Source organism: Myxococcus sp. MxC21-1, assembly GCF_032612255.1.
Classification (GTDB): Bacteria; Myxococcota; Myxococcia; order Myxococcales; family Myxococcaceae; genus Myxococcus; species Myxococcus virescens.
This window is the reverse complement of record NZ_CP123278.1, coordinates 7,894,210-7,918,776: the sequence shown is the minus strand read 5'-3', so window position 1 is coordinate 7,918,776 and position 24,567 is coordinate 7,894,210. Positions and strand designations below refer to the sequence as shown.

13 protein-coding genes and 3 pseudogenes are annotated in these 24,567 nt (G+C 69.9%); 9 read left to right on the top strand and 7 right to left on the bottom strand.

All coding sequences use genetic code 11. From position 1 onward, the window contains the following. Positions 1–815: 815 nt before the first annotated feature. The gene (locus QEG98_RS42450) at positions 816–1,274 is read right to left on the bottom strand and encodes a hypothetical protein (RefSeq protein ID WP_410477888.1); all 459 of its coding nucleotides are present in this window, start codon (positions 1,272–1,274) and stop codon (positions 816–818) included. Positions 1,275–1,301: 27 nt separating this feature from the next. Here QEG98_RS42450 and QEG98_RS42445 point away from each other — a divergent pair, with 27 nt between their 5' ends. The 4 genes from QEG98_RS42445 to QEG98_RS35285 all read left to right on the top strand — a co-directional run bounded on the left by QEG98_RS42445 (position 1,302) and on the right by QEG98_RS35285 (position 3,969). Beyond that, complete coding sequence (locus tag QEG98_RS42445) at positions 1,302–1,784, top strand: CHAP domain-containing protein (RefSeq protein WP_410477887.1); 483 nt, start codon at positions 1,302–1,304, stop codon at positions 1,782–1,784. A 68-nt stretch (positions 1,785–1,852) separates the two neighbouring features. Continuing rightward, positions 1,853–2,260 (top strand): hypothetical protein, encoded by a 408-nt coding sequence (locus QEG98_RS35295; protein WP_316564442.1) that lies wholly within the window; start codon positions 1,853–1,855, stop codon positions 2,258–2,260. A gap of 63 nt (positions 2,261–2,323) precedes the next feature. Beyond that, positions 2,324–3,619 carry a hypothetical protein gene (locus QEG98_RS35290; RefSeq protein ID WP_316564441.1) on the top strand — a complete coding sequence of 432 codons (1,296 nt, stop codon included), beginning with the start codon at positions 2,324–2,326 and terminating at the stop codon, positions 3,617–3,619. Then, positions 3,619–3,969 carry a DUF2019 domain-containing protein gene (locus QEG98_RS35285; RefSeq protein ID WP_316568015.1) on the top strand — a complete coding sequence of 117 codons (351 nt, stop codon included), beginning with the start codon at positions 3,619–3,621 and terminating at the stop codon, positions 3,967–3,969. Before QEG98_RS35290 ends, QEG98_RS35285 begins: the two co-directional genes overlap by 1 nt. A gap of 53 nt (positions 3,970–4,022) precedes the next feature. On the opposite strand, the gene QEG98_RS35280 is transcribed toward QEG98_RS35285, so the two are convergent. The 4 genes and pseudogenes from QEG98_RS35280 to QEG98_RS35270 all read right to left on the bottom strand — a co-directional run bounded on the left by QEG98_RS35280 (position 4,023) and on the right by QEG98_RS35270 (position 8,636). Next, on the bottom strand, positions 4,023–4,706 hold the full coding sequence (locus tag QEG98_RS35280) for a hypothetical protein (protein ID WP_316564440.1): 684 nt from the start codon (positions 4,704–4,706) through the stop codon (positions 4,023–4,025). Positions 4,707–4,988: 282 nt separating this feature from the next. Further along, positions 4,989–5,072: pseudogene (locus tag QEG98_RS42440) on the bottom strand (DNA methyltransferase); the annotation flags it as partial. A 76-nt stretch (positions 5,073–5,148) separates the two neighbouring features. Next, complete coding sequence (locus QEG98_RS35275; protein ID WP_316564439.1) at positions 5,149–6,381, bottom strand: DNA double-strand break repair nuclease NurA; 1,233 nt, start codon at positions 6,379–6,381, stop codon at positions 5,149–5,151. A gap of 128 nt (positions 6,382–6,509) precedes the next feature. Then, the gene (locus QEG98_RS35270) at positions 6,510–8,636 is read right to left on the bottom strand and encodes an ATP-binding protein (RefSeq protein ID WP_316564438.1); all 2,127 of its coding nucleotides are present in this window, start codon (positions 8,634–8,636) and stop codon (positions 6,510–6,512) included. A 351-nt stretch (positions 8,637–8,987) separates the two neighbouring features. Here QEG98_RS35270 and QEG98_RS35265 point away from each other — a divergent pair. Next, positions 8,988–10,222, top strand: a pseudogene (locus tag QEG98_RS35265) (IS3 family transposase). Positions 10,223–10,344: 122 nt separating this feature from the next. Here QEG98_RS35265 and QEG98_RS35260 read toward each other — a convergent pair. Continuing rightward, positions 10,345–11,073 carry a hypothetical protein gene (locus tag QEG98_RS35260; protein WP_316564437.1) on the bottom strand — a complete coding sequence of 243 codons (729 nt, stop codon included), beginning with the start codon at positions 11,071–11,073 and terminating at the stop codon, positions 10,345–10,347. Then, positions 11,070–12,836: a protein kinase domain-containing protein gene (locus QEG98_RS35255; protein ID WP_316564436.1), complete on the bottom strand. Its 1,767-nt coding sequence runs from the start codon at positions 12,834–12,836 to the stop codon at positions 11,070–11,072. Before QEG98_RS35255 ends, QEG98_RS35260 begins: the two co-directional genes overlap by 4 nt. Before the next feature lie 154 nt (positions 12,837–12,990). On the opposite strand from QEG98_RS35255, the pseudogene QEG98_RS35250 reads away from it, so the two are divergent. From QEG98_RS35250 to ddpX, 4 genes and pseudogenes are all read left to right on the top strand, one after another. Then, positions 12,991–22,529, top strand: a pseudogene (locus QEG98_RS35250) (flagellar hook-length control protein FliK). A 20-nt stretch (positions 22,530–22,549) separates the two neighbouring features. Then, positions 22,550–23,155, top strand: coding sequence for a hypothetical protein (locus QEG98_RS35245; RefSeq protein ID WP_316564435.1), 606 nt, complete (start codon positions 22,550–22,552; stop codon positions 23,153–23,155). Continuing rightward, on the top strand, positions 23,155–23,847 hold the full coding sequence (queC, locus tag QEG98_RS35240) for a 7-cyano-7-deazaguanine synthase QueC (RefSeq protein WP_316564434.1): 693 nt from the start codon (positions 23,155–23,157) through the stop codon (positions 23,845–23,847). Before QEG98_RS35245 ends, queC begins: the two co-directional genes overlap by 1 nt. Beyond that, positions 23,844–24,500 carry a D-alanyl-D-alanine dipeptidase gene (ddpX, locus tag QEG98_RS35235; RefSeq protein ID WP_141617423.1) on the top strand — a complete coding sequence of 219 codons (657 nt, stop codon included), beginning with the start codon at positions 23,844–23,846 and terminating at the stop codon, positions 24,498–24,500. Before queC ends, ddpX begins: the two co-directional genes overlap by 4 nt. Positions 24,501–24,567: the final 67 nt, after the last annotated feature.

Here is a 24,567-nt window from a genome sequence, read left to right as displayed (position 1 = left end):
GGGTGTGCTGCTCCTCGCCCTGGTCCGCCGCGCGGCCACGGAGAAGGAAGAGGCGTCCGCCTACATGGCGCAGGTGGTGCTCGCGCTGGGCTATCTCTCCGTCCGCATGTTGGGAATGGGGGCGCACCCGGGCCCCGGCGACAGTCTTGCGGCTCTGGTGGGCGGTGCGCTGTTCACCGGCCTCTACTTCTTCGTGCAGCGCGAGGGTTCCTCCCTGGCGTGTTTCCGACGGCCCGCTTTGTTGGGCGCATACCTCTTCCCACTGGCGGGGCTGTTCTCCGCACCCTGGAGCGAGCCCCTTCACGGGGCGGCGTTGATGGTGGGGTATGCCGCTCACTTCGCCGCGCTGGCCACGCACCCGCGGCATCGGGGTCTGGCGTCGCTGACGTCGGTGGTGGCGTTCAACGCGGCGCTGCTGCTGGTGTGGCAGGGGACGGGGGCGGGAGAGGCGCAGTTCTACGTCATCCCCGCGGGGCTCTCCCTGCTCGCGTTGCTGCGCGTGTTCCGCGAGGCCATCGAGGCGGAGACCTATGCCCGGTTGCGTGCGCTGGCCGTCACCGCCATCTACGTGGCGGGTGCCTGGAAGCCGCTCATGTTCAATGATGGCGCTTCGATGCTCCTGTGCGTCACGCTCTGTGTGGTGGGCGTGGCGTGTGGCATCGCGCTGCGCATCCGCTCCTACGTGTATCTGGGTACGGCGTTCCTGGTGACGTGCATCGTCGCGAACCTGGTGCGCTTCGGCATGCGGGACCACCGGATTGCCGCGGCCTCGTTGTTCGTCCTGGGACTCTTGGTCATTGGTTCCATGGTGATGCTCACTGCGCACCGCGCGGCGCTGCTCCAGAGGTATGCACGGGTGCGAGCCATGCTCGCGACCTGGGAGGGCTGACACCGGGAGTTCTTGGCGGACGGCCTGGGAGGTGGTCTTGAATGCGGCCCCTCATGTCGCTCCGCCTTCCACTCCTTGCCGTCTTCCCCCTCAGCGTGCTCGTGGGGTGTGCCACCGTGAAGCCGCGCCCCACGGCGCCCGTCGCCACGGCGGAGGCGGTGACGGTGGCCGCGCCAGGAGGCCTCGCGCAGCCGGTGCCGGTGCCCGTCACGGCGGTGGAGCTGGGGGCCGCCGAAGTGGCGCCCACGACGGTGGCGACACAGTGGGTGAGCGCGGGCGTGCTGGAGGCCACGCTGCGAGCGGCCGAGCAGGTGACGGGGCCCGCCAGCACCACCGGCCGGTTCTGGGACGTGGTGCTCGCGCCCACGCAGATGTCGCGCTCCATCGTCCAGCGCTCCTCCAACTCGTGGGCATGCGCAGCCTGCGCCGAGTCAGCCGCGGCGTCCCGGATGACTGCTCCGGCTTCGTGCGCCTGGCGTACCGCTCCGCCGGCATCGACCTGGTGGCGCACGGCTTCCGCGCGGGAGAGAACGCCGTCTCCGCCATCTTCCGCCGCGCGGTGGATGTCGGCTCTGTCCACCACCAGCCGCCGCGTCCCGGAGACCTCGTCTTCTTCCGTGAGACGTATGACCGCAACCGCGATGGCCGCCGCAACGACGGCATGACACACATTGGCGTGGTGGAGGCCGTGGATGCCCATGGCACCGTCACCTTCATCCACCGGGGCGGCAAGGGCGTCGCGCGAGGCCGGCTGAACCTGTCCTTCCCGTCGAGGCACCAGCTGGAGCAGGGCGGGCCCGTGGTCAACGACTACATCCGTCCCGCCGCGAAGGGCTCGCGGGCCTATCTCGCCGGTGAGCTGTTCGCGGCCTTCGCGTCGCCTGAAGGGCTGTAACTTTCCAGTGCCTGGCTCATACCCTGCGTGGCTTTGAAGATGTGCCGCGCTGATGCGTCATGGATGGCATGCGACTCGCCCTTGTCATTGGCTGTCTGATGCTCGCTTCGGGTTGTGTCCTGCACACCCGCTCACCTCCACCACATCCACCGCCTCCTCCGCAGCGTCCGGTGGCGATGACGTACAGGGAAGCGGTGAACCTGGGCTTCAACCAATGCCGCTCGCGTGGCTATGAGTGCCGCCTGAAGGACGCGGACCGCAAGGGGCGGGACGTGTGGCGGGTGAAGTTCCATGCCTCCACGCGGCGGGCGAAGGGCCACCTGCACCTGGACTTCGATGCGTACTCGCGCAGCCTCCTGCGGGTGGATGACAAGGTGAAGGCCCGCCGACATGACTGGGACGACGATGACGACGACGATGACCGGCGCGGGCGCGGGCGCGGCAAGAAGAAGGGGCACGCACGGCGGGATGACTGATAGCGGGGACAGCTACACGGCCTTTCCGTAGCCTGGAGCCTTCCTCGAGCTGGAAAGCGTCTCATGGCAACTCGTCTGGGCGTCACGGTCCTGCTCTTCGTCCTCCTCGCTGCGTGCTCCACCCCGCGTGCCATCCGCCTCGACACGGGGCAGGGCCCGCCCCTGGAGTACAGGCCGTCTTCCTCGAAGAAGTCCGTGACGGTGGACGCAGAATCATTCGAGGCGGCGCTGGAGCGGTTGGTGCTGGAGGTGCCCCTGACGCTCCGTGCTCCCCAGCAAGGCTTGCTGGTGCGCGCCTCCCACCCCGGAAACAGTGCTGACGCCCGCTGGCAGCGTCTGATGCGCAAGAGCTTTGGCGGCCTCTGCGAGCCCGGCCAGCGCAGGGACCACTGCCTCTCCCTGCTCGACATGGGGCTTGGCCTGGGCGAGTGGGACAAGCTGGGGGTGGCCCTGGGTCTGTCGCTGGAGCCCCTCAAGGAGAGCATCGCCCGGGCGGTGGAGAAGACCCTGGCACCCCAGCTCTTCTACACCGTCATCGCCACGGGCCTCATCACCTGGGCCGTGCTGGCGGCCAATCCCGAGCCGGTGTTCACCAAGGCGGCGGCCATCGTCTCGGCGGTCCTGCTCATCTACCTGGGAGTGGAGACGTTCCTGGAGGTGGTGGACGCGAGCCGGGAGCTGAAGCGGGCCACGGACCGGGCCACGACGTGGGTTGAGCTGGAGCAGGCGGGTCATCGCTTCGCCAACCGGGTGGGACCGGAGGTGGCGCGCGTCTTCGTGCTCGCGGTCACCGTGGTGGTGAGTCATGGCATGACCGGCGGCGCCGCGTGGCTGGCCTCTCGCCTGTCGATGCTGCCCAGCTTCATGGAGGCAGCGGCGGCCGGGGCCTCACGGGTGGGTATCGGCCTTGCGAATGTGGGGCAGGTGAGTGCGGTCGTCGTTGAAGGAAGCACCGTCGTCGTCTCCCTACCTGCTACGGCGGTCGCCATGACGGCCCGGGGCGTGAGAGGAGCCGTAGCGGGGGGCAGTGCTGCCGGCTTCAGGTCCTGGGGCTCGTTCAGCGGGCTCAAGAGTGCCTTGGGCTCGGCGGGACCTGGCAAGAACTGGCACCACATCGTCGAGCAGACGCCTGGCAACATGGAGCGGTTCGGGCCTCATGCCCTGCACAACACCGAGAACGTCATCCCTTTGGGAGAAGGATTGCACACCCAAGTGAGCGCCTTCTATTCACGGAAGAACCTGAGGATCACCGGTTCGCGAGATCTCACCGTAAGGAAATGGCTGAGCACGCAGCCTTACGAGGCCCAGCGCGCATTCGGGTTGCAGGCCATCGAGAACATCAGGAGCGGAGTCTGGTGATGAAGATCGAAGAACTGGTTGAGCGATTCGCCCGGTATGTGCAAGCAGAGACAGAGGCTGGCTGGAAGGGAGATTCTAAAGCTGCCAATAGGCATGTTGATGAGTACCTGGCGGTTTTCGACGAACTCCGCGCCCGTGGAGATACAGGACGCGATGCGCTTGCCGTTCTTTTCAAACATCCACGCCTGGATGTCCGTGTTGCAGCGGCGGCATTCCTGCTCCGCCATCGCACGGAGGAGGCCAAGGCAGTTCTGGAAGAGGCCGCGAAATGCAAGGGGTTGGTCCCCTTCGAGGCGCAGCAGGCCTTGAAGCGGTGGGAGGAAGGTACCTGGGCCTTGGATCCGGCATGACCATCCCTTCCTTACTTTGCCCCCCGCATGCCTGAGGCACCCGCTGGTGGGCGTCAGCTCCCAGAGATGATGAAGTCCACCTCGCCGGCTTTGACTGAAGCGTCGCCAAAGAGGCTCGTCTGCGTCGGCCGCACGAAGGGTTGCTCCTTCACGCGGATGCGTCGGCCCGGGAACGTAGATCTCAGGATTTCGTTGGTCACGTCTCGCGTTAGCTCTCGGCGATCGGTACGGACATAGACGCTGCTCTTCTTGTCGAGCAGCGCGGCGGCTCCCTCGAAGACCCGCGCAAGGAGGCGACGGTACTTCTCCAAGTTCTCGAACTTGTCCCGGTGCGCTCCCGCCCCCTTAGGTCGGCGCGCGTTGGGAGCGCCACCGAGCAGCCACAGTCGCAGCCACTGGTCGTAGTGGTAGTTCGTAACCCCGTAGTAGGGTGGAGACGTGAGCAAGAGCCGGACTGGTTTGAACTTTCCCTCACGAAGCTCACGCTTCAACTCCGGCAGGCGCTCGACGCTGTCACGCAAGTACACCCAGCATTTCGCAGTGGAGGGGCGCCCCTTGGCATAGCGCCACTCCAACCTCCGGGTAAGAAAGTCCACCGGATCCACATCTGGTGGCGCGAGCTGGCGTTCCGTCCACCAGCGTACTGCGTAGTCAGGGGCCATGGACTTGGCCTGCCTCATCTGGTTCGACAACGCCCCACCCCGCTTCCCGTGCAGGTATACCAGCAGGAGCGCCATGAGCGTCCGATCCACTTGGTTTCCACGCCAGTCCAGGTCCTTTCGAGCCATGAGAAGGAATTGCCTCACTCTAGGGCTGTAGCAATGGTGGAAGAATTCCGGCAGAGCCTCCGCTTCGCGTCGGAAATTCCCTGCTTGCGTGTCCAGTTCACGAATCCGGTTGCTCACGGCCCGTTTCCCAGCAGGAGCCAACTTCGTCCGGGTGTACACCCAACCCACCGGGCTCAACTCGATCCCGATGCCAGAGCGGCCTTGCACCGCAGCGCTGAAGATGGAGGTGCCCCGACCCGCGAACGGATCGAGAACGGTATCCCCTGCATGCGTGTAGTGCCGTACTACCCGGTCGGCAAAGTCGGTGGGGAACATGGCGTAGTAGGGGCCGACACCAGCCCACCGCTTCGCCGCGGTGTCATACTGCCCCGGCCCTGTTCCACCCATCTTTTCAACCCCTCCCCATCAGGGCCCGGGCAAGCTGCTCCAGGACTCTGGCTCCCAGGTTGAGCGGAATTGCCGCCTGGGCATTCGCCGAGACGAGCGGCGAGAGAGAGTTGGGATAGCGGGAGGAAACGAGTTTGTCGAGAAGTGCGCACGCTGCTGCGAACTGGGGGTAGGGGGCGATGTCATCCGAGTCGAGTGTGTCCTGCTCGTCGGTTAAGAACGGAATGGTGGCCACGATACGGGCCCCACTTGCCGTCTTATAGAAGAGCTTGCGACCGAAGTAGGTATCCGCGCCGTACCGCTTCTCGCTCTCGGAGAACTTGATCCGCTCTTTAATGTAACGGTCAGTGAGCAATTGGTAGGCTCGCTTGGGGAAATGCTCCTCGCCAGCCATCTGCGTCTGGTCGACCTGATCGAAGTGAGTGACGAACTCACCCGTCTTTTCAATTCCGAGGATCAGCAGATCCCTCCCCGTCTTAGCTCGGTACAGCGAATTGAGCCGCTTCAACTCCTTGGTGATTGCCGTGCTGATCCACGCCGGGTGCCCGAAGACCGCCAGCGGACCGTCCACGATGAATGCGAGCCGCCCCACCTTGTCTTCGCGGTCAATCCATCCCTTGCGTTCGAAGCAGCGCAGGAGGTGAACGAGAAGTACCCGCTCCCAAACCTGCATCACCTCGCCGATCGCCTCCATGTTCGAGCCCAAGTCCCGGAAGCGCTCGTACACGCGGAGGGCGTCTGTGGAGTAGATGGGGCGGCGCTTGGGACACTCGCACGACGTGATACCCGGCCGAACCTGCGCCAAGTGCTGGTCGCATCCGTCGGGCTGGTAGGGACACTGCTGTCCATCCCGGGTTGTCGGCTTGAAAGCTAGAAGGGCTTCGTAGGTCGAGAGGAGAGGCTGCCGATCCTGCTCATCCGGGACCTCGTCATGGAAGACCTCATACAGGGTTTCCCGGAACGAGTCGCGCGCCGAGGTGTTGGTGCGGGTGACCACGTTGCTCCCAGGGAACGCGGCGTCGATCGTCGCGGACTGCTCGGTCTTGCGAAATTCCCGCGGATCCGCAGGCCGCTGCTCATCTAGTTCCGCCATGAGAGCAAGGTCGATCAGTACACTGGCCACCGTGCAGTACCCTACTCGTGCGCCGGGAAAGCCATTTTCCACCGAAACTTCAGCGAGGCTCCCATCGATAGCAACAACGAAGTCCGGCAGGTCCGGCGGAGCGGCCGGGGCCATGGGGGGCGAAGGTCGAGCTGCATCGCTCCTGGGAAGGACGCGGGCCTTACGCAAAAGGAGTTGGACCCGCTCCGTCTCCGCGATGCGTTGGAGGGAACGGTACCCTGCAAACTCACCTTCGTAGGGCATCACTTCACCTCACTGGTGGCGTCGATGGAGAATCGCTCCACCTGGACCGGCACCACGAACGGGTTGGACAATGTCTTCACGCGGAGGAAGCCCTTGTCTTGGGCTCGGAGCACGCTCGCCTCGAAATCGGCGAAGTCGTAGAACTTGTTCAATTCCTTGGTCTCGTCGGTGTTGTTTAGGTGGCCGATGAACCAGTTGGCCGTATTCCGCAGGATGTTCCTCTGGATAGAGCTGACCTCCTGCGTCGCGTAGACAAGGCCTATCCGGTACTTCGCCCCCTCCTTCGCTGTGCGAACCCAGATATCGGACGTGTCGAGATCGCTGGAAGACGGGAGGATGTTGTGGGCCTCTTCCACATACACAAGGATGTCCGGCAGGGAGGGATCGGCCCGGCGGAACTTGCCTTGGTTGCTCTCGAAGATCTTCCGCATCACGCGGTCTGCAGCAGACTTGTTCAGCTCGGGGTTACCACTCGACTGATCGATGATGACCAAGCGCCCCTCCGAGAGCTCCTTGTAGATATCCTCCGCGTAGTCCGTGGTGGTGCTGGATGTATGCTGCTCTCGCACGCTGCCCACCTGACGAGAGCCGTTCGGGTAGACGAACATCTCAAGGATCTTCTTCAGGTCATCATCCGCCCATGAGCCAGAGCTGCTTTCCTTGATGTACTCCTGATCGAAGGCTGCGAACCCTGAGGTGTTGTCGGAAATGAAATTCCGGAGAATCCTGGAGGCTTCAGCTATCTCCGCCCAAGTGGGCTGCGGTTTCTGAAGCATCGTTGCGCAGCTGGCATACTCCGCCTGGGTCTTTCCGGTAGAGGACTTGAGGGCTGCGACGAGATCCTGGTTGAAAAGCCCCTTCGTGACCGGCTTAATGTTCGTGGGATTAGGCAGCCCGGCCTTGTAGAGGAGTGCCCGATAGCAGAGAACCCTCCGAGCGTAGCGGGTCATTGCCGAACGGTCCGTCCTATCCGGCGGCTCCAAGGTCACATCCCGGAAGGCGGAGATGAACTTTGTACCCTTGTCCTCTGCCAAGGCCGCATCAATGACTTGTTTGCCGATCTGAAGGTTCTCGTCGACGTAGAAGTTCAGTAGCATCAATCGCCGGTCCGGATCGTTCGGATGGCGAGTGATACCATACGTCACCACGTCCTTCTTTAGTTCAGTCTGAATCGACTTGGGCCCGCATGCCCAGACGTTCTTGAGAGCGTTGGGGTTGCGGTTCCTGTCCTCGTCTTGCGCATTCTCGTTTGCATACTCGCCATTCGGATCGAACACGATTTGGCCAATCCGTTGCTTCGAGGGCAGCCACCGCAACTCGAAGATGGACTTGAGTACGATCTTCGTAGTGTTCGACTTGCCCGTACGGGTCATACCGAAGAGCGCAGTCTTCTGCCCCAACATGTCTAGTGGCGTGATGGCGAAGCGTACATCCCCGATCTGCTGGAACGGTCGGTTCGTAGATGCGTAACGCACTTTTCCGACGTAGACGAGCGAGTCCTCACCCTCACGCTGGGCTAAGGGGTCGCGGAAGTTGACGATCTGCGAAAGCACCCTTGCCCGGGGCTTGTAAACCTTGAGCCCCCGGTTCGGGTAGTAGTTGCTCAGGTCGGAGCCGAACGCGAGAGCATACCTTGGTGCGCCATCCTCACCGACGTTGGTCACGTAGAATGTTCCCACGACCCGGCAATGAACGCCCGCGTAGCTGAGCAAGTTGTGGGTGGTCGGGTCCATCACCGACCGGTCATCCCAGTTCTTCTCCAACTCGCCACTAACCCGTTGGGCATTCTCGACTCTCACCCGCAGGGCCTCCGCGCCATTGGGCAAGTCCGCATGGTCCAAGACGCGGAGGAGGATTACCGAGGCGTCCTCCTCTCGCACATCGGTCTTCGCCAAAGGTACCACTCGGGTGGCGATGAGGAACGAGAGGGCTGGAATCCCACCGACCTTCCTGCGGTGGTGATCATGAATCTGCACGAGCGCCTTCTCGTAGCCGAGCGAGTAAACCTCCCCAACGTAGGCATCGGCCTCGACAAGCCCTTGAAGGAGCTTGGAGGCCTCCGTGAGAGCCTCGTCCAGTTGCGGCTCCTCAAGACGCCGACCGACGCGATCCATCAATCCCGACATGTCCCCTCCCGTAGCGTGCGTTGGGTGTACACCGCACCTAAGCACCACACGTGAGCAGCATAGGACGCGCTGCTGGCACTGCAAAAAAGCGGGTAGATACCTCCACCCAAAGTTCCCGCTACTGTGGAAGCGCAGGCTTCCTCTTTCCGTCTGCTGCTGACACGTTCCCAGGAACGAAGAGGCACCCTTGAGCGGTACGCAATTGGTATGTAATCGATTGGCCGTCGGTGAACGCGGGTGAACGCCAACATCCAGTAATCTCAAGGACATATCTGCCACCACCCGAGGACCAAGGTGGTGTAGCCCCCATTTCGAACGGACAGGTCCCTAACGCATAGGACCAGCCGAGAGATGGACACGAAGGCACTCGAAGTAGAAGTCATCCCACCAGCTCGCCCTGGTCGCCGACGACGCTTCAACGCCGAGGAGAAGCAACGGTTCCTGGCAGAAGCGGAGATGGCCGGGCAGAGCATCTCCTCGGTGGCCCGGCGCTATGGACTGTCGGCGAGCATGTTGTTCCACTGGAGGCGACTGGCGGAGGAGGGCTCGATGTCCAGCCTAGGCGCAGACGAGGCGGTAGTCCCGGAGTCCGAAGTGAAGCGGCTGTAGGCCCAGGTGAGGGAGTTGGAGCGACTGCTGGGCAAGAAGACGATGGAGAACGAGATTCTGAAGGAGGCGCTGGAATTGGCCCGCCCCAAAAAACGGACCTCGCCGCCCAGCTTGCCTCCCAGGGGCGGTTCCCGTTGAAGGCCGTGGCTGAGGCGCTGGACGTCTCGCGCAGCAACCTGGTCCTCCGAGTTCAGTCTCCCGCCCAGGAGGCCCCCAATCGGCGCGGCCCCTATTTCAAGCGCACCGACGAGTCCCTGCTGGCGAGAATTCGTGCTGTCACCGACGAGCGGGGCAGCTACGGCTACCGCCGCGTCACAGCCCTGGTGAACCGACAGCTGCTCTCCGAGGGACAGCCCCGGGTGAACCCCAAGCGGGTGTACCGGGTGATGAAGGCCGCGGGCTTGCTGCTGGCGCGCCACACCGGCAAGCCCACCCGCATCCATGAGGGCAAGGTGGCCACCCTCAAGAGCAACCTGCGCTGGTGCTCGGATGCCTTCGAGATTCGCTGCTGGAATGGGGAGCGCATCCAGGTCGCCTTCTCGCTGGACTGCTGCGACCGCGAGGCCATGCGCTTCGTCGCCACCACCGGGGGCCTCACCGGGGAACTGGTGCGCGACTTGATCGCTGAGACACTGGAGTACCGTTTCGGCGCTGGCTGCCGGCGGGCCTCGAATCCCATTGAGTGGCTGACCGACAACGGCCCGGCCTACACGGCCCATGAGACGCGCGAATTTGGGAGCAGCCTAGGCCTGCTCATCCGCACCACGCCGGCCTACTCCCCCGAGAGCAATGGCATGGCGGAGTCCTTCGTGAAGAGCTTCAAGCGCGACTACGTGTACCTGGCCCGACTGGACAGCGCCGAGGCGGTCCTCCAGCAGCTCCCCGCCTGGTTTCACGACTACAACACCGTGCACCCTCACAAGGCGCTGAAGATGCGCTCCCCGAGAGAGTTTCGACTCGCCGCTTCACCCCTCTGACCATGTCCGATTTGACGGGGCAACTCCACAAGGGGCCCTTCAAGGGTTAGGAAGCCGCCGCTCTATCCAACTGATCTACGGGGGCGTCATCCCACTGGCCCTCTCTTCAAGGACTGCCGTAGTCAGTCGCTCTTCTGCTTGAGTGACTTGATGGCAATCGCCGCTGCTTCGTGGCCGCAGTCCTTGCTGCCCAGGAGGCTTTTCGCCTTGGGGAGCGAGGTGACGCGCTCCAGCGCGGGGATGGCATCCGTGTCACCCAGGCCCGCGAGACGGTTGGCGGCCTGGGTGCGGATGTCGCAGTCCGGGGAGTTCAGCGCCTCGCTATAGGCGCGAACCAGGTTGACTCCGTCCGCGGCCTTCACAAACTCCAGGTAGCGCAGCGCGCCCCACTGGCGCAGGGAGTACGCCTCCTCGGCCAGGTCCTCGTAGTGGGCGCGCAAGCGGTCCTTCGGAAGCCGGGCCAGGGCATTCCCCAAGACGGTGAGCGGCTCCTTGCCGTAGTCCTCCGCCAGGCCGTCGAGGATGAGCGGCTCCACGTCCTCGAGCTCCTCCTCCTTCAGGTGGCTGAGCGCGGTCCGTTCGCTGATGTGGTGCCCCTTGGCATGGTGCGCCGCCACGCGCGCGCGCCTCAGCGAGGGCAGTTCCTTCTCCTCGTCGGTGGCGGCGTCCATCAGCGCCAGGGCTTCGTCCAGCTTCCCATCCTCCAGCAGCGCGAAGGCCCGGGTGCCGGCGTCGTTGCGCTGGCTCAGCCACGCGGCGCCAGCGCCCAGGAGCACCACCGCGCCGGCGACCAGCGCCGCCTCGCGCCGCCGCTGACGCAGCAGCTCCCCCAGGCCGGCGGGCAGCTTCACAGCCTGGAGCTTCGCCAGCAGGGGCGCGAGCGCGTTGCCCCGGCTGCCTTGCGAGGCGAAGCGGTCTCCAAAGGGCGGGCCCTCCGCGGCGCGCTGGCAGCGGTAGAGCTGGAGTTGCTCGTCGCGGCCGGGGAGGGCGATGGCGCCGCAGGGCTCGGCGGTGACCTCCGCGCGGTTGCGCGCCAGTTCACCGCTTCGGTGAAGGTGACCTCACCCGCGCTGGCGACATGCTCCACGGCCTCGATGACCTCCATGGGCTCGCCCAGCACGGTGTCCGGCGTGGCGAGCACCTCGCCCGCATGCAGGCAGACGCGCACATTGAGGCGGTCCACTTCCGGCACCGTCTGGTTGTGGCGCCACAGCCGGTCCTGCATGGCCATGCCGCACAGCACGCCCGCGGTGGGGGAGCGGAACACCACCAGCAATGCGTCCCCGCGCTTCTGGACCAGCCGCCCGTCGTGCTCCTTCACCAGGGGCATCAGCAGCTTGTCGTGCGTCTCCAGCATCCGCGCGTTCTCTTCGTGCGTCTGCCGGCTGGTGCGTTCGGTGAAGCCCTGGATGTCGGTGAGCATCACCGTGAGGTTCTGCGGCTTCACCACCGACGCGTTGCCGCCCGTGACCGCGGCCACGCCGCCGGAGGACTTCAGTCCGAAGGACGCCGTCCCCGTGCGCGGGGAGGCCGCCGGCAGGGCGCCCGAGGCCGAGCCGCCGCTGGAGGCGACGCCGAACGCGGCGGTACCGTTGCTCGCCTGCGGCGCCGGAGCGGCTCCCGCGAAGGCCGCCGTGCCCGTGGGGCCCGAGCTGCTCCCCATGGCACTCCCGGTGCCGAACACCGACGTGCCCGAGGTGGGCGTGGCGCCACTTCCCGGCGGCGGGACGTAGGCAGGGGTGCCCAGGCCGGGCGTGAAGGCGGAGAGGGCGGAGTGCGCCGCGGCCAGCGCGTCGGCCAGTTCGTGCGCGCTCTGGGGACGCTTGCTCGCGTCCTTCTCCAGCAGGCGCATCACCAGCGACAGCAGGCCCACATAGCGCGACAGCGCGGGAGCCGCGCGGTCCAGGGGCAGCGGCGCGGCGGAGGCGTGCTGCGACAGGAAGTTGCGCGGCAGGGGCCCGTCGAAGGGGAGCCGTCCGGACAGCACGCGGTAGGTCAGCACGCCGAACGAGTACAGGTCGCTGCGCGTGTCCACCTTCGCGCCCACGGCCTGCTCTGGAGACAGGTACTCCGGTGTGCCCAGCACCACGCCAATCTGGCTGACGCTGCTGGCGGCGTCTGGCTCCACCAACCGGGCGATGCCGAAGTCCAGGAGCCGGGCCTGCTCGCCCCGGGCGCTCTTGGAGATGAAGACGTTCTCCGGCTTCAGGTCGCGGTGGATGATGCCCTTGTCGTGGATGGCGGCCAGGCCCTCCGCCAGCTGCTGGAGCAGGGGCAGCGCGCGGCCTGGGGGCATGGGGCCCGGCGTGAGCACGTCGTACAGGCTCTCACCTTCGACGAACTCCATGACCAGGCAGGCGTGGTCGCCGGATTCGCCGAAGTCGACGATGCGCACCACGGCCGGGTGCTCCACGGCGGAGAGCAGGCGCGCCTCGCGCTTGAAGCGCTCCGCCATGCCGGCCTGGGCGTGGAGGTCATGGTGCAGGACCTTGATGGCCACCTTGCGGCCCAGGGAGACCTGTTCGCCAAGGTAGACCTCCCCCATTCCGCCCGAGCCCAGCGGACGGAGAACCCGGAAGCGACCGTCGAGGACAAGGGAGTCAGGGGCCAGCACGCGGGGCGCATCTTGTCCGACTTCGGTCCAGCGCGCAGCCCGTTCCTTCACCCAGGATTCGGGGAGCCATCACGTCTCGTTGCTTGCCCCACAAGCGGGGGTTTGCCAGAAATTTCGAGGGCTTGGACCCCGTGCTAACGTCCCTGCTCCCGCGATGGCTACCGAAAGCGATTCTCCCAAGCCCGCCACGGCGCTGGATGCGCGCGCCGCCGCCCCCGAATTGCGCCTGCTGGACCGCAGGGCGTTCGTGGGCTTCCCGGCGCTGGAGGTCCTGCCGGGACTGCGCATCTCCGACTTCGCGCTCCAGATTCCGGACGTCAGCTTCCCCTTCAACGTCAGCGCCGGCGCCACGCGCTACCAGCGCAAGAAGCTGCACTTCGGCTTCCTCGAGCTGTCCGTCGACGCGGACCTGGTGACGCGCCGGGTGGCGGAGCTGGCCGGGCGTCTGGCCGGCGTCGAGGACCTGCGCCTGCACTTCCGGCCCGGCTACCTCGAAGGCCAGGGGCGGCTGCCCGCGCCGGAGCACACGCCCTTCACCTTCAAGGTGGCGTTCGACGCGGATGGGGAGCGGCTCGCCGTCTACCTCTACGACGTGCGCCTCTACGGCTTCTCCTCCACGCCGTCCGTGCAGGTGCCGGGGCTCTTGTCCGCGGCCGTGGGCGCGCTGGCGCTGGTGCCGGATGTCGAGGTCCGCGGGGCCACGGGTTTCTCCACGCGCGTGCTGCCCGCGCTGTGCCAACTGGCGGCGGTGAGCCGCGGCTACAAGATGCCGACGCTGGACACCGCGCGCCTGTCGGCCGCGGAGGTCTCCAGCACGGGCCTGCGCCTGCGCTTCTCCGCGGGAGGACTGCCGCCGCCGTCGCCCCCGGACGAGGAGCTGCTGCTCGCACTGGAAGGTGCGCGCGCCTTCGCGGACGCCGAGGGCCTCATCGCGCAGGGCCGGCTGGCCGACGCGCGTCAGGCGTATCTCCAGGCCGGTGACGCGCAGGACGCGCACCCTTCGCCGCCGAGCGGCTGCTGTCGCTGATGGTGGCGGACCCGCAGGCGCATGACCTGGCGCTGGACGTGGCGGCGACGCTGCAACGCCGCAGGGACCGCAGCCCCGCGTCGCTCTGGGGCGAGGCCGTGGTGCGCGAGCGCCGGGGGAAGGTGCCCGCGCCGCCGAGCGCTACCGGCGCTGTGCGCGCTCGCGCGCCGGACCTCGGAGGAGGCCGCGGCCTTCTTCGCCGCCGAGGCCGCCGCCCGCTGCTCGCGCGACACCGCGCCCCAGGTGGCGGTGAAGGCGCTGCACGAGCTGCTGGGGCTCAAGCCCGACCACCTGCCTTCGCTCAAGGCGCTGGCGCGTGCGTCCGACCAGGCCCGCGACAGGGCAGGCGCGGTGCGGGCCTATCGCCGGTTGGCGGCGCTCGCTCGCGACCCGGCCGAGGCCGCCGATGCGCACGTGCACTGGCCCGGCTGTGCGCGCAGACGGAAGACGACATCGCCGGCGCGCGCCTGCACTGCGAGGCCGCGCTGCGGCTGGCGCCGGACCATCCGGACGCGCTGCTGCTGCTGGGTGAGCTGTGCCATCGCGGCGGTGAGCACCTGCGCGCGCTGAAGGCCCTGGACCGTCTGCGCGAGGTGGCCATGGGCCGCCACGAACTGGACCGGGTGGGCCATGCCGACCTGATGGCCGGCCGCGTGTGGGACGAAGGCCTGAAGCAGCCGGAGAACGCGCTGCTGCGCTACCGGGAGGCGGTGTCGCTGCTGCCCGGTGAGCCGGAGCCGCTGTTCGCCGCCGCCCGGGTGGCGGAGGGGCTGGGCCGGTTGCAGGAGGCGCTCGCGGGCTACCAGCAGGCGCTGGAGCTGGCGGGGCCGGCGCCGCGCTCGGAAGGGGTGCGGCACGCCGCGCACGCCAGCCACCACGCCCTGGCGCGGCTGTACCGCACGCGGCTGGGGGACCCGGCGCGCGCGCGGGAGCACCTGGAGTCCGCGCTGGCGTTGGACCCACGCGACGCGGTGGCGCTGGAGGAGCTGATTCCGTACTTCCGCGCCACCGGCCGCTCGCAGGAGCTGGCGGAGGCGTTGGAGAAGGCCGCGGCGCTCCAGGACGCCCCCGGCAAGCGCGCTGCGGCCTGGGCCGAGGCGGGCGAGCTGTACCGGGGCAAGCTGCAACAGCCCGAGAAGGCGGAGCGGCTGCTCCTGCTGGCGCTGGAGGCGGATGGCGACCACCGGCCCGCGCTGGAGTCGTTGCTGGCGCTGGCCGAGGCCCGGCGTGACGGCGCGCTGCTGACGCGGTGCCTGTCTTCGCTGGCGCGGCTCGCCACGGACCTGAAGGAGCGCGCGCAGAAGTACCGCCGGCTCGCGGTGGCCGCGCGCGACCTGGCCTTCGATTTGGACCTGGCCGTTCACGCGCTCCAGGAAGTGCTGCGCGCCGAGCCGGATGACCTGCCCGCGCTGGGCGAGCTGTGCGCCTTGCAGCGCAAGCGCGCCGACATGGCGGGGCTCGCCGACGCGCTGGAGGTGCGCGCGCGGGTGGCCGAGGCGCAGGGCGACAAGCGGCTGGCCGCGGCGGCGCTGCGTGAGCTGGCCGGCGTGCTGGAGGCCCGGCTGGGCCGCGTGGGCGACGCGCTGGTGGCGCTGGAGAAGGCCGCGCGGCTGGCGCCGGACGCCGCGGTGCTGTTGGACCTGGCGGACCTGTCGCTGCGCTGCGAGCGCCCCGAGCATGCGCGGCGCGCGCTGGAGAGCTTGCTGTCCACGCTGCCTCGCACGGCGGCGCCGGAGAAGCTGGCGGACGTGCGTTCCCGGTTGGGGCGCGCGTGCGAGATGCTGGGTGACCGCGAGGGCGCCATCGCCGCCTACGCGCAGGCCTTCCCGCTGCGCCGGCTGGATGATGCCCTGGCCGCGCGCCTGGAAGCGCTCTACGCGGAGGCCGGGGAGTCGCAGGCGCTGGCCGAGCTGTGGGCCAGCCGCGCCCAGGCGCTGATGGGCGCCGACCGCGCCGAGGAGGCCGCGCCGCTGTTCCTCCAGAGCGCTCGCGCGCTGCTCGAGCGAGGCGAGAACGCCGCGGCGCTGATGCGCCTGTCGGCCGCGCTGGAGGCGAGCCCCGAGGGCCCGCTGGCCGCCGAGGTGTTGGAGTCGCTGGCCGAGCTGGAGCTGGAGCGCGGCGAGAAGCTGGAGGCCGCGCGCCTGTACGCGCGCCGCGCCGCGCTGATGCCCGAGGCCCGCGCTGGCGCGAAGCTGTTGTTCCGCGCCTCGCTGCTCGCCGCGGGGACCAGCCGCGAGGAGGCCTTCCTCGCCGACGCCCTGGAGCGTGACGCGAGCTACGCGCCCGCGCGCCAGCGCCGGGGAGAGCTGCGCCTGCCCACGGATGCACGCGCCGCGCTGGAGGACTTCGAGGCCGTGCTGGCCCTGCCGCCCGCGGACAGCGATGCGCCGCGTGAGAGCGAGCGCGTGGCCCTGACGCGCAAGGCCGCCACCGCCGCGGTGCGCGCGAGCCGCACGGATGCCGCCCGCCGCCTGCTGGCCGAGTACAGCGCCCGCGCGCCGGAAGACCTGGACGCCCGGGTGGAGCTGGCGTCACTGCACCGCAAGGCGGGTGCGCGCGAGGCCCTGGCGGACTTGCTGGTGGAGTTGTGGCCGCGCCTGTCCGGCGAGCCCCGCCGCGCCGCTCGCCGCGAGCTGGCGGAGCTGTCGCTGGGCCTGGGGCGCGCCACCACCGCGGTGGACGCGCTGCGCAGCCTGCGCCTGGAGGAACCGCACGACACCTGGGCGGCGCAGTCGCTGCTGGACCTGCTGCCTCCGCCCGGCACCGGCACGCCGGAAGAGGAGACGGAGCGGCTGGAGTTGCTGAGCACGCTCGTGGCCGCCGCCTCGGGCGAGGCGCGCGCGGAGTTGCTGGCCCGTCGCGCCGTGCTTCACCGCGCCGCGGGCCGGGTGTCCGCCGCGCGCGACGACTTCTCGGAGGCCGCGAAGGGTTCTCGTCGTCCCGCATCGCTGCTGCTCGCGCTGACGGAGCTGGCGCGCGAGTCGGGCGACGAGGCCGCGGAGCTGGACGTGTGGCGCCGCGCCGTGTCCGCCGACGCCAGCCTCGCCACCCGCGCTCGCGAGCGGCTGCTGGCCCTGTCCGCCACGCTGGTGGAGAAGGACGAGCGCGCCCTCGCGCGCGAGGCCCTGGGCGCGGCCATTGGGCTGGAGCTGTCCGCGGCGGAGCGGTGTGACGCCTTCTTCTCCCTCGCCGAGCTGGCGCGCCGTGATGGCCAGCCGGAGGACGAGGCCGCCGCGCTCGCCGAGGCGGCCCTCCAGGGACCCGCGCCTCGTCGCGTGGAGGCCCTGCTGGCGCGCGCCGCGCTGCTGGAGTCCAGCGGCCGCATGGAGGACGCGGGGCAGAGCCTGGAGGCCGCGCTCGCGCTGGCCCCTCGGCACGCGCAGGCCACCGCCGCGCTCCAGCGCGTGTTGCGGACCCGGGAGGACTGGGCCGCGCTGGCCGAGCTGCTCGCCACCGAGGCGCCCCACATGGCGCCCGCCGAGGCGGCCGCGATGTACGCCGAGCTGGCCAGCCTCTACCTGGACCGGCTGTCGCAGCCGGTGCCCGCCGAGGCCGCGCTGCGGCAGGCGCTGCGCCTGTCCCCATCTGACGCCGCCGTTCGCCGTCGCCTCGTCTCGCTGGTGGCGGAGCGTGGGGAGCTGCGTGAGGCCGCGGCGCTGCTGGAGACCGCTGCGGAGAGCGCCACGGCGCAGGATGCCGCGCTGCTGCTGCGTGAGGGCGCGGGTTACGCGCGCGGCGCGCACGACCTGGACAAGGCGCTGAAGCTGGCGCGCAAGGCCCACGCGCTGGTCCCCGCGCAGGGGCCGGAGCTGGCGTCGCTGGCGGAGTTGCTCTACCTGCGCGGCGCGGTCATCGAGGCGCTGCCGCTGCAAGACGCGCTCGCCGCCGCCGCGGATTTCCGGAGCGCGCCGGAGGCCGCGGAGTCCACGTGGCTGCGCCTGGCGGAGCTGGCCGAGCAGACCGGAGAGACGAAGCGCGCGGTGGCCGCGTACCGGAAGCTGCTCGTGGAGCGGCCCCTGTGCGAGGCCGCCGTCATGCGTCTGGCCGCGCTGCTGGAGAAGGATGACCCGCGCGGCGCCTTCGAGGTGCGCGTCACCCACGCGCACGCATTGGCTCCGTCCGAGGACACCGTGCAGCGGCTCGTCGAGCTGTCGGCGCGGGCCCGCGAGGTGCTCGCGGACGCGGGTGTGGCGGCCTCGCTGCTGGCGCGCGCCGCGTCGCTGGCGTCGGAGCCGCTGCCGCTGCGTCGCCGGTTGGCGGCGCTGCACCGGGAGACCGGCCGCACCGTGGAGTTGCTCGCCGAGCTGCGCCGGTGGCCACCCTCAGCCTCGAGGCAGGGGACCCGGACGCGGCGCTCGAGGCCTATCAGGAAGAGGCCCGGCTCGCGGTCGACCTGGGCCGCGCGGACGACGCACTGCGGGCGCTGGCGGATGCGCGCGACTTGCTGGAGGCGCGGGGGCAGCAGTCTGAGGCCGCGGCGTGCGAGCGCTACCGGGCGAAGCTGCTGCGTGACGTGAAGCTGGACCCCGCCGGCGCCGAGGTCGCGCTGGAGCGCGCCTTCGCCCTGGCCGTGGACCTGGGCACCGCGAAGCTGGGCGCGGCGCTGGCCGAGCGTCGCGACGACGCGGAGGCCGAGGCGCGTTGGCTGGAGCGCGCGCTGCCGCTGCTGGATGACGCGGGCGAGGCCGCGGCCGTGTTGCTGCGGCTGGCGCGGCTGAACCTGGGCGTGCTGTCGGACGTGGCGAAGGCCGAGGAGTTGCTGCGCTCGGCGCTGCGCAAGGACCGGGCGCTGACGGAGGCCGAGGGCCTGCTGGAGAAGCTCCTGGAGAGCGACGGCCGGCTGGCGGAGCTGGCGGCCTGGTACGAGGAGTGCGCGGAAGGCGAGCCCGACGCGGCCCGTCGCGCGGAGCTGTTCCTGCGCGCCGCCGTGCTGTACCGCGACCGGGCAGGGCGCCCGGAGTCCGCCGCCGCGGCCTTCATCGCGGCGCGTGGCGCGCGCCCGGACGACCTGGAGCTCACCGCGCAGGCGGCGGAGCTGCTGCACGAGGTGAAGCGCCACGCGGACGCCGCGGAGTTCGACGCGGTGCTGCTGGAGGCGGACCCGTTCCGCGAGCCCGTCTTCGCTCGGCACCTCGCCTTCCTGGAGGAGGCCGAGGACCATCAGGCACTCGCCGAGCTGATGCTGCGCAGGGCGCAGCGCCAGGAAGCCGCGGGCGCGGCGGAGAGCTACCTGTCCGCCGCCCGTGCCTTCCGCGCGGCCGGTGCCCGCGAGCGGGCGCTGCTGTGCGAGGACCAGGCCTTCGAGCTGAGCCCCGCGAGCGCGGAGGCCTTCGAGCGCGTGCGTGAGCGCGCGGCCGGTGACGTGCGCCGGCTGGCGGACCTGCTGTCCCAGCGCGCCGCGGCCCTGTCCACGTCGGAGGCCCTGCCGCTGCTGCGCGAGCGCGCCTCTCGACTGCTGGACGCGGGCGAGGCGCTGCTGGCCGCGGAGGCCTTCGACGAATACCTCTCCCTGGCGGGGGACGACGTGGACGCCCTGTCCGCGCGCGCCGAGCTGGCCGCGACGGGCGGAGGCCCCGTCGCCGCGCGCCCCTACGACCGCCGCCTGCTGGACGTGGGGGACGCGCTGCCGGTGCCGGTGCGCACGCGGACCTGGCTGCGGTTGGGCCATGCCTCGCTCGGCGCGGGCGCGTTCCACGACGCGGCGGATGCCTTCGAGGCCGTGGTGGCGCTGGAGCCGGAAGGCGAGCGCGGCCGCGAGGCGCTGTCGCTCCTGGCCGAGGTGCATTCGCGCACGGGCAACGCGCCGGGCCTCTACCGGGCGTCGCTCCAACTGGCGCGCCATGCGGAGGACGCCGCCACCGCCGAGGTGCTCTACCGCCGCGCGGCGGACCTCTTCGATGACCCGAAGGACGCCATCGACGCGCTGTTGCCGCTGGCGCGCCTGCGCCCCGCGGATGCATCCGTCATCGACCGGGCCGTGGCGGGGCTGCACGCCCTGGGCCGTCATGGCGACCTGCTGGACGTGTACGCCTCGGGCGCGGAGGCGGCGGGTGGCCGCCGGGCCGCGGAGCTGCTGTTGGCCGCCGCGTCGGTGGCCTCCAGCTCGCTGGCGGATGAAGACGCGGCCTGGACGCTGACCCAGCGCGCGGCGGAGGCCGCGCCGGAGGACCTCACCGCGCTCCAGGCACTGGTGACGGGCCTGCGTCAGCGGGGCGACTCCACGCGGCTGCTGGAGGCGCTGGAGCAGTGGGTGCCGCGCGTCGAGGACGCCGACGAGGCCGCGGTGCTGCGGTTGGAGCTGGCCGCGCTCGCGCGTGACGCGGGCCGCGTGGACGTGGCCCGCGAGGCACTGGAGGAAGTGGCCGCGCGTGGCGCCTCGGGCGCGGGTTACGCGGACGCGCTGGAAGCCCTCGATCCGCTGCTGAAGGACGCCCCCGCCCGCCGCGCGGAGGTGCAGGTGGCGCGCGCGGAGCTGGCCTCTGGCCGTGAGCGGCAGGTCCTGCTCCTGGCGGCCGCGCGGGGCTTCGAGGCCGCCGGACAGCTGCCGGAGGCGCTGAAGGCCGCGAAGGACGCCGCCTCGGTGGAGCCGGACGTCGACGCCGCCCTGCGGGTGGCCCACCTGTACCGCGCGTCGGGCGAGGCGCCTCGCGCGGCGCGGGCGCTGCTTCAGGCCGCGCGGCTGGCGGCGCCGGAGGAGCGCCCCCGCTGCTGCTGGAGGCCGCGGGCCTCTGGGAGAAGGCGGGAGAGCACGGTGAGGCGCTGGAGGTGTTCGAGCGCATCGCCACCGAGGCATCGGACATGCTCGCGCCCTCGGAGCTGGCCGAGCGCTTCGGCCGGCTGGGCGCCTTCGCTCGCGCGCTGGAGGTGGGCTTCGCGCCCGCCATGGCCTCGGGCGACCTGACCGACGCGCTGGCCATGGCCGCGCAGGCGGGCGACACGGCGCGCACGCGCGAGGCGCTGTGGGCCCTGGCCGCGCTGGCGGACGCGGACCCCGCGCATGCCTCGGCCCTGGCGGATGGCCTGCGCGCGGAAGGCGACGCGGAAGGGTTGCTGGAGCTCGCGGGCCTGTCCGCCGCGCGTGACGCCGCGTTCGCGGTGGCGCTGCGCGATGAGGTGCTCCGCTCGGCGGCGGCCTCGGTGCTGCCTCGCCTGCGCGCGCTGGAAGAGCTGGCGCCCGAGCCGGGCTTCGCGGCCCGCCTGACGCTGTTGCTGCCCACCCTGGAGAAGCTCCCGGAGGCGCTGGCGGAGGCGGTGCTGACGCAAGTGCGCGCGCAGCCGGGCACGGTGCGCGTGGAAGCGCTGGCCATGGCGGCGGACGGCTGGCCCTCGCGGCGCAAGGCGCTCTTGCGCGAGCGTTACGCGCTGGAGCTGGAGCTGGGCCGCTACGAGGCCTGCGTGCGCACGCTGTCGCAGCTGGCGGGCGAAGAGTCGGACGCGGTGGCTCGCGCCGTCCTGCACCTGGAGCGCGGCGAGCTGCTGCTCAGCCCGCTGGAGCAACTGCCCGAGGCGCGCGAGGCCTTCGAACAGGCCCTGAAGGACGACCCCGCGCAGCTCCATTCCCTGCGGCACCTGTTGTCGCTGGTGGACCTGGGCGAGGAGCCCGCTGTCTTCGTGTCGCTGGTGGAGCGGCTGGAGCAGGCCGCGGGCGCGGAGTCCGGCAACACCTACCGCGAGCGGCTGGCGGACGCCTACGAGGCCCTGGGCATGGTGGCGGACGCGGCCGCGCAGCTCGAGCGGCTGCCGGAGACGGACGAACGGCTGGCCCGCCGCGCGCGGTTGGCGGAGGAGCGCGGCCTCACCGGCGAGGCCCTGCGCCTGCGCGAGCGGCTCACCGACGAGCCCGCGGTGCTGGAGGCCATTCTCCGTGGCTACCTGGACGCGCAGTTGGTGTCGCCTGGAGCCCGGCTCGCCGCGCGCCTCTTCGATGCCGGCGAGCTGTCCCCTGAAGTCACCCGCATGGCCGCCGAGCACCTCTCCACGGTGCCCGAGGGTGTGTCCCTGGCCGTCCGCATCTGGCCGCACCTGCTCCGGGAGCACCCGCTGGACGTGGATGGGTGGACGCTCTACGCGGAGGCCCTGAGGGCGCTGGGCCGGACGGAGGACTCGCAGCGCGCGGACGGCGTGGGCGCGGCCCTGTCCTCCAGCGACGCGGCGGCGCCTCAGGCCCCGGTGTCCACGCTGCCGGTGCCCTCGGGCTTCGAGCACCCGGTACCCGCCGGCGCGGTGCCGGTGACGGCCGAGCGCCTGCCCCGGCTCGCCGCGGCGCTTCGTCCCGTCCTGGCCTCGTTGGGCGCGGGCTCGCTGCAACTCGTGGTGGACCCGGTGGGTGGGGTGGAGGCGTACCGGCCAGCGGCGACGTGCTGGTGCTGGGCGCGGGCGCGCTGTCCTGCTTCGGCGCCTCCGAGCTGAGCTACCTGTGCGCGCTGGCGCTGGCGCTCGGGGAAGACGGCGTCAAGCTGGCCCGTCCCGGTCCGGTGCCGGCCATGGAAGCGGCGGCGGTGGCGGCCTTCCGCGCCGTGCCGGCCTCGCTGGCGGCGGGGCGCGTCCTGGCGCGGCTCGACGCGGAGGTGCGTGGAGGGGACCCGGCGCAGGTGGATGTAGGCGCCGTGCTTGCCCGCGGCGACACCTTCCGGGCGCTGGCCCTTTGCGTGCTGGACGGCGTCTAGCCGTGTAGCGTGACGCCGCCATGCACGTGAAGCGCCTTGCTCTCGCCGCCCTGCCCGTCACGGCCGTCGCCGTGGCGATGGCCTGCTATTCCGAGCCGGTGTACCCGGGTGACCAGGTGCTCGGTTCGTTCCGCTTCGAGGCCCGGCTGGATGCCGCGCGCACCACGTGCGACGCCTCGGTGCCGGACTTCGCGCAACTCAACGACGCCGGTGTGTTCCTCTTCGAGGGCACCTTCTCGCGCGACACGGACGCGGGCACGGGCTTCTTCACCGTGCAGGGCTACTCGCGTGACGCGGGCTATGAGGGGCAGGTGGCCACGTCCACATTGAAGGCCGTCGCGCCTCGCGCGTCCTGTGGCACGGGCTGCGAGGACTCCTCCATCGAAGAGACGCTGCGGGTGACGCTCTTCAGCGACAGCCAGGCGCGCAGCCTCAGCCGCGACTGTCGCCAGTTCGACGGCGGCATCCCCGACGGCTCGGTGCCGGGCCCCACGGAGAACGGTTACGACGTGTCGCTGGCGTGCGGCTCCCTCACGGATGTCTTCTTGCCGGGGACCCGCAACTGCAATTGCCAGCCGTCCACCTGCACCACGGTGTACACCGTGCAGGGAGAGCGGAGGGATTGATGGTGAAGCGCGCGGTGGTGTTGATTTCGGGTGGCCTGGATTCGACGACGTGCCTGGCCATGGCCAAGGCGAAGGGGTTCGAGCCCGTCTGTCTGGCGGTGGCCTACGGACAGCGGCACGCCGTGGAGCTGGAGCAGGCGAGGAAGGTCGCCGCCGCCATGGGCGTGACGGACTTCCGGGTGGTGTCCATCGACCTGCGGCAGGTGGGCGGCTCCGCGCTGACGGCGGACATCGAGGTGCCCAAGGACCGGCCTTCGGATGAGATGAGCCACGGCATCCCCGTGACGTACGTGCCGGCGCGCAACGCGCTGTTCCTCTCGCTGGCGCTGGGGCTGGCGGAGGTCGTGGGCAGCACGGACATCTACATCGGCGTCAACGCGGTGGACTACAGCGGCTATCCGGACTGCCGCCCGGAGTTCATCCGCTCCTTCGAATCGATGGCCAACCTGGCCACCAAGGCGGGCGTGGAGGGTGCGCGCTTCACCGTGCACGCGCCGCTGTCCGGCCTGACGAAGGCGGACATCATCCGTGAAGGCGTGAAGCTGGGCGTGGACTACGGCCTGACGCACTCCTGCTACGACCCGGACGCCCAGGGCCGCGCCTGCGGGCGCTGTGACAGCTGCGTGCTGCGCAAGAAGGGCTTCGAGGAAGCTGGCGTGCCGGACCCCACGCGCTACACGGAGTCCGCGTGACGCCGCGCCTCGGCTGGGGCGTGGTGGTGGCGCTGGGCCTGTCGTCCGGGCCCGCGCTGGCCAACGACGCGGGAACGCCGAAGGCCACTGCGACACCGAAGGCCGCGGCCTCCCTGGTGGATGCCACCACGGTGGTGCCGGACCTGGTCGTGGACCTGCGCTACGCGACGGCGGACAACTTCTTGAAGCGGAAGGTGTACCCGGACACGGCGCGCTGCCTGCTGCTGCCCGAGTCGGCCGAGCGCCTGAAGAAGGCCGCGGACGTGCTGCGCGCTCGGGGCTACCGGCTGAAGGTGTACGACTGCTACCGGCCGCGCGCGGTGCAGTACCAGATGTGGGAAATCATGCCGGTGCCCGGCTACGTCGCCAACCCGCGCACTGGCTCCAACCACAACCGGGGTGGGGCGGTGGACCTCACGCTGACGACGCTGGAGGGCCAGGAGGTGGAGATGCCCACCCCCTTCGACACCTTCACACGCGCCGCGCACCATGGGTACGAGGGCGGCACCGAGGCGTCGCGCAAGCACCGCGAAATCCTGCGCGAGGCCATGGAAGGCGTGGGCTTCAAGCGCAACCGCATGGAGTGGTGGCACTACGACCTGCCGGACGCGAAGAAGCGCCCCGTGCTGGACGTGCCCTTCTCCCCGCCATGACATGATGAAACCATGATGAACGGAGGGCCCGCCTGCGGCACGCTGCAGGCACCTCCCCAAGGGTGGT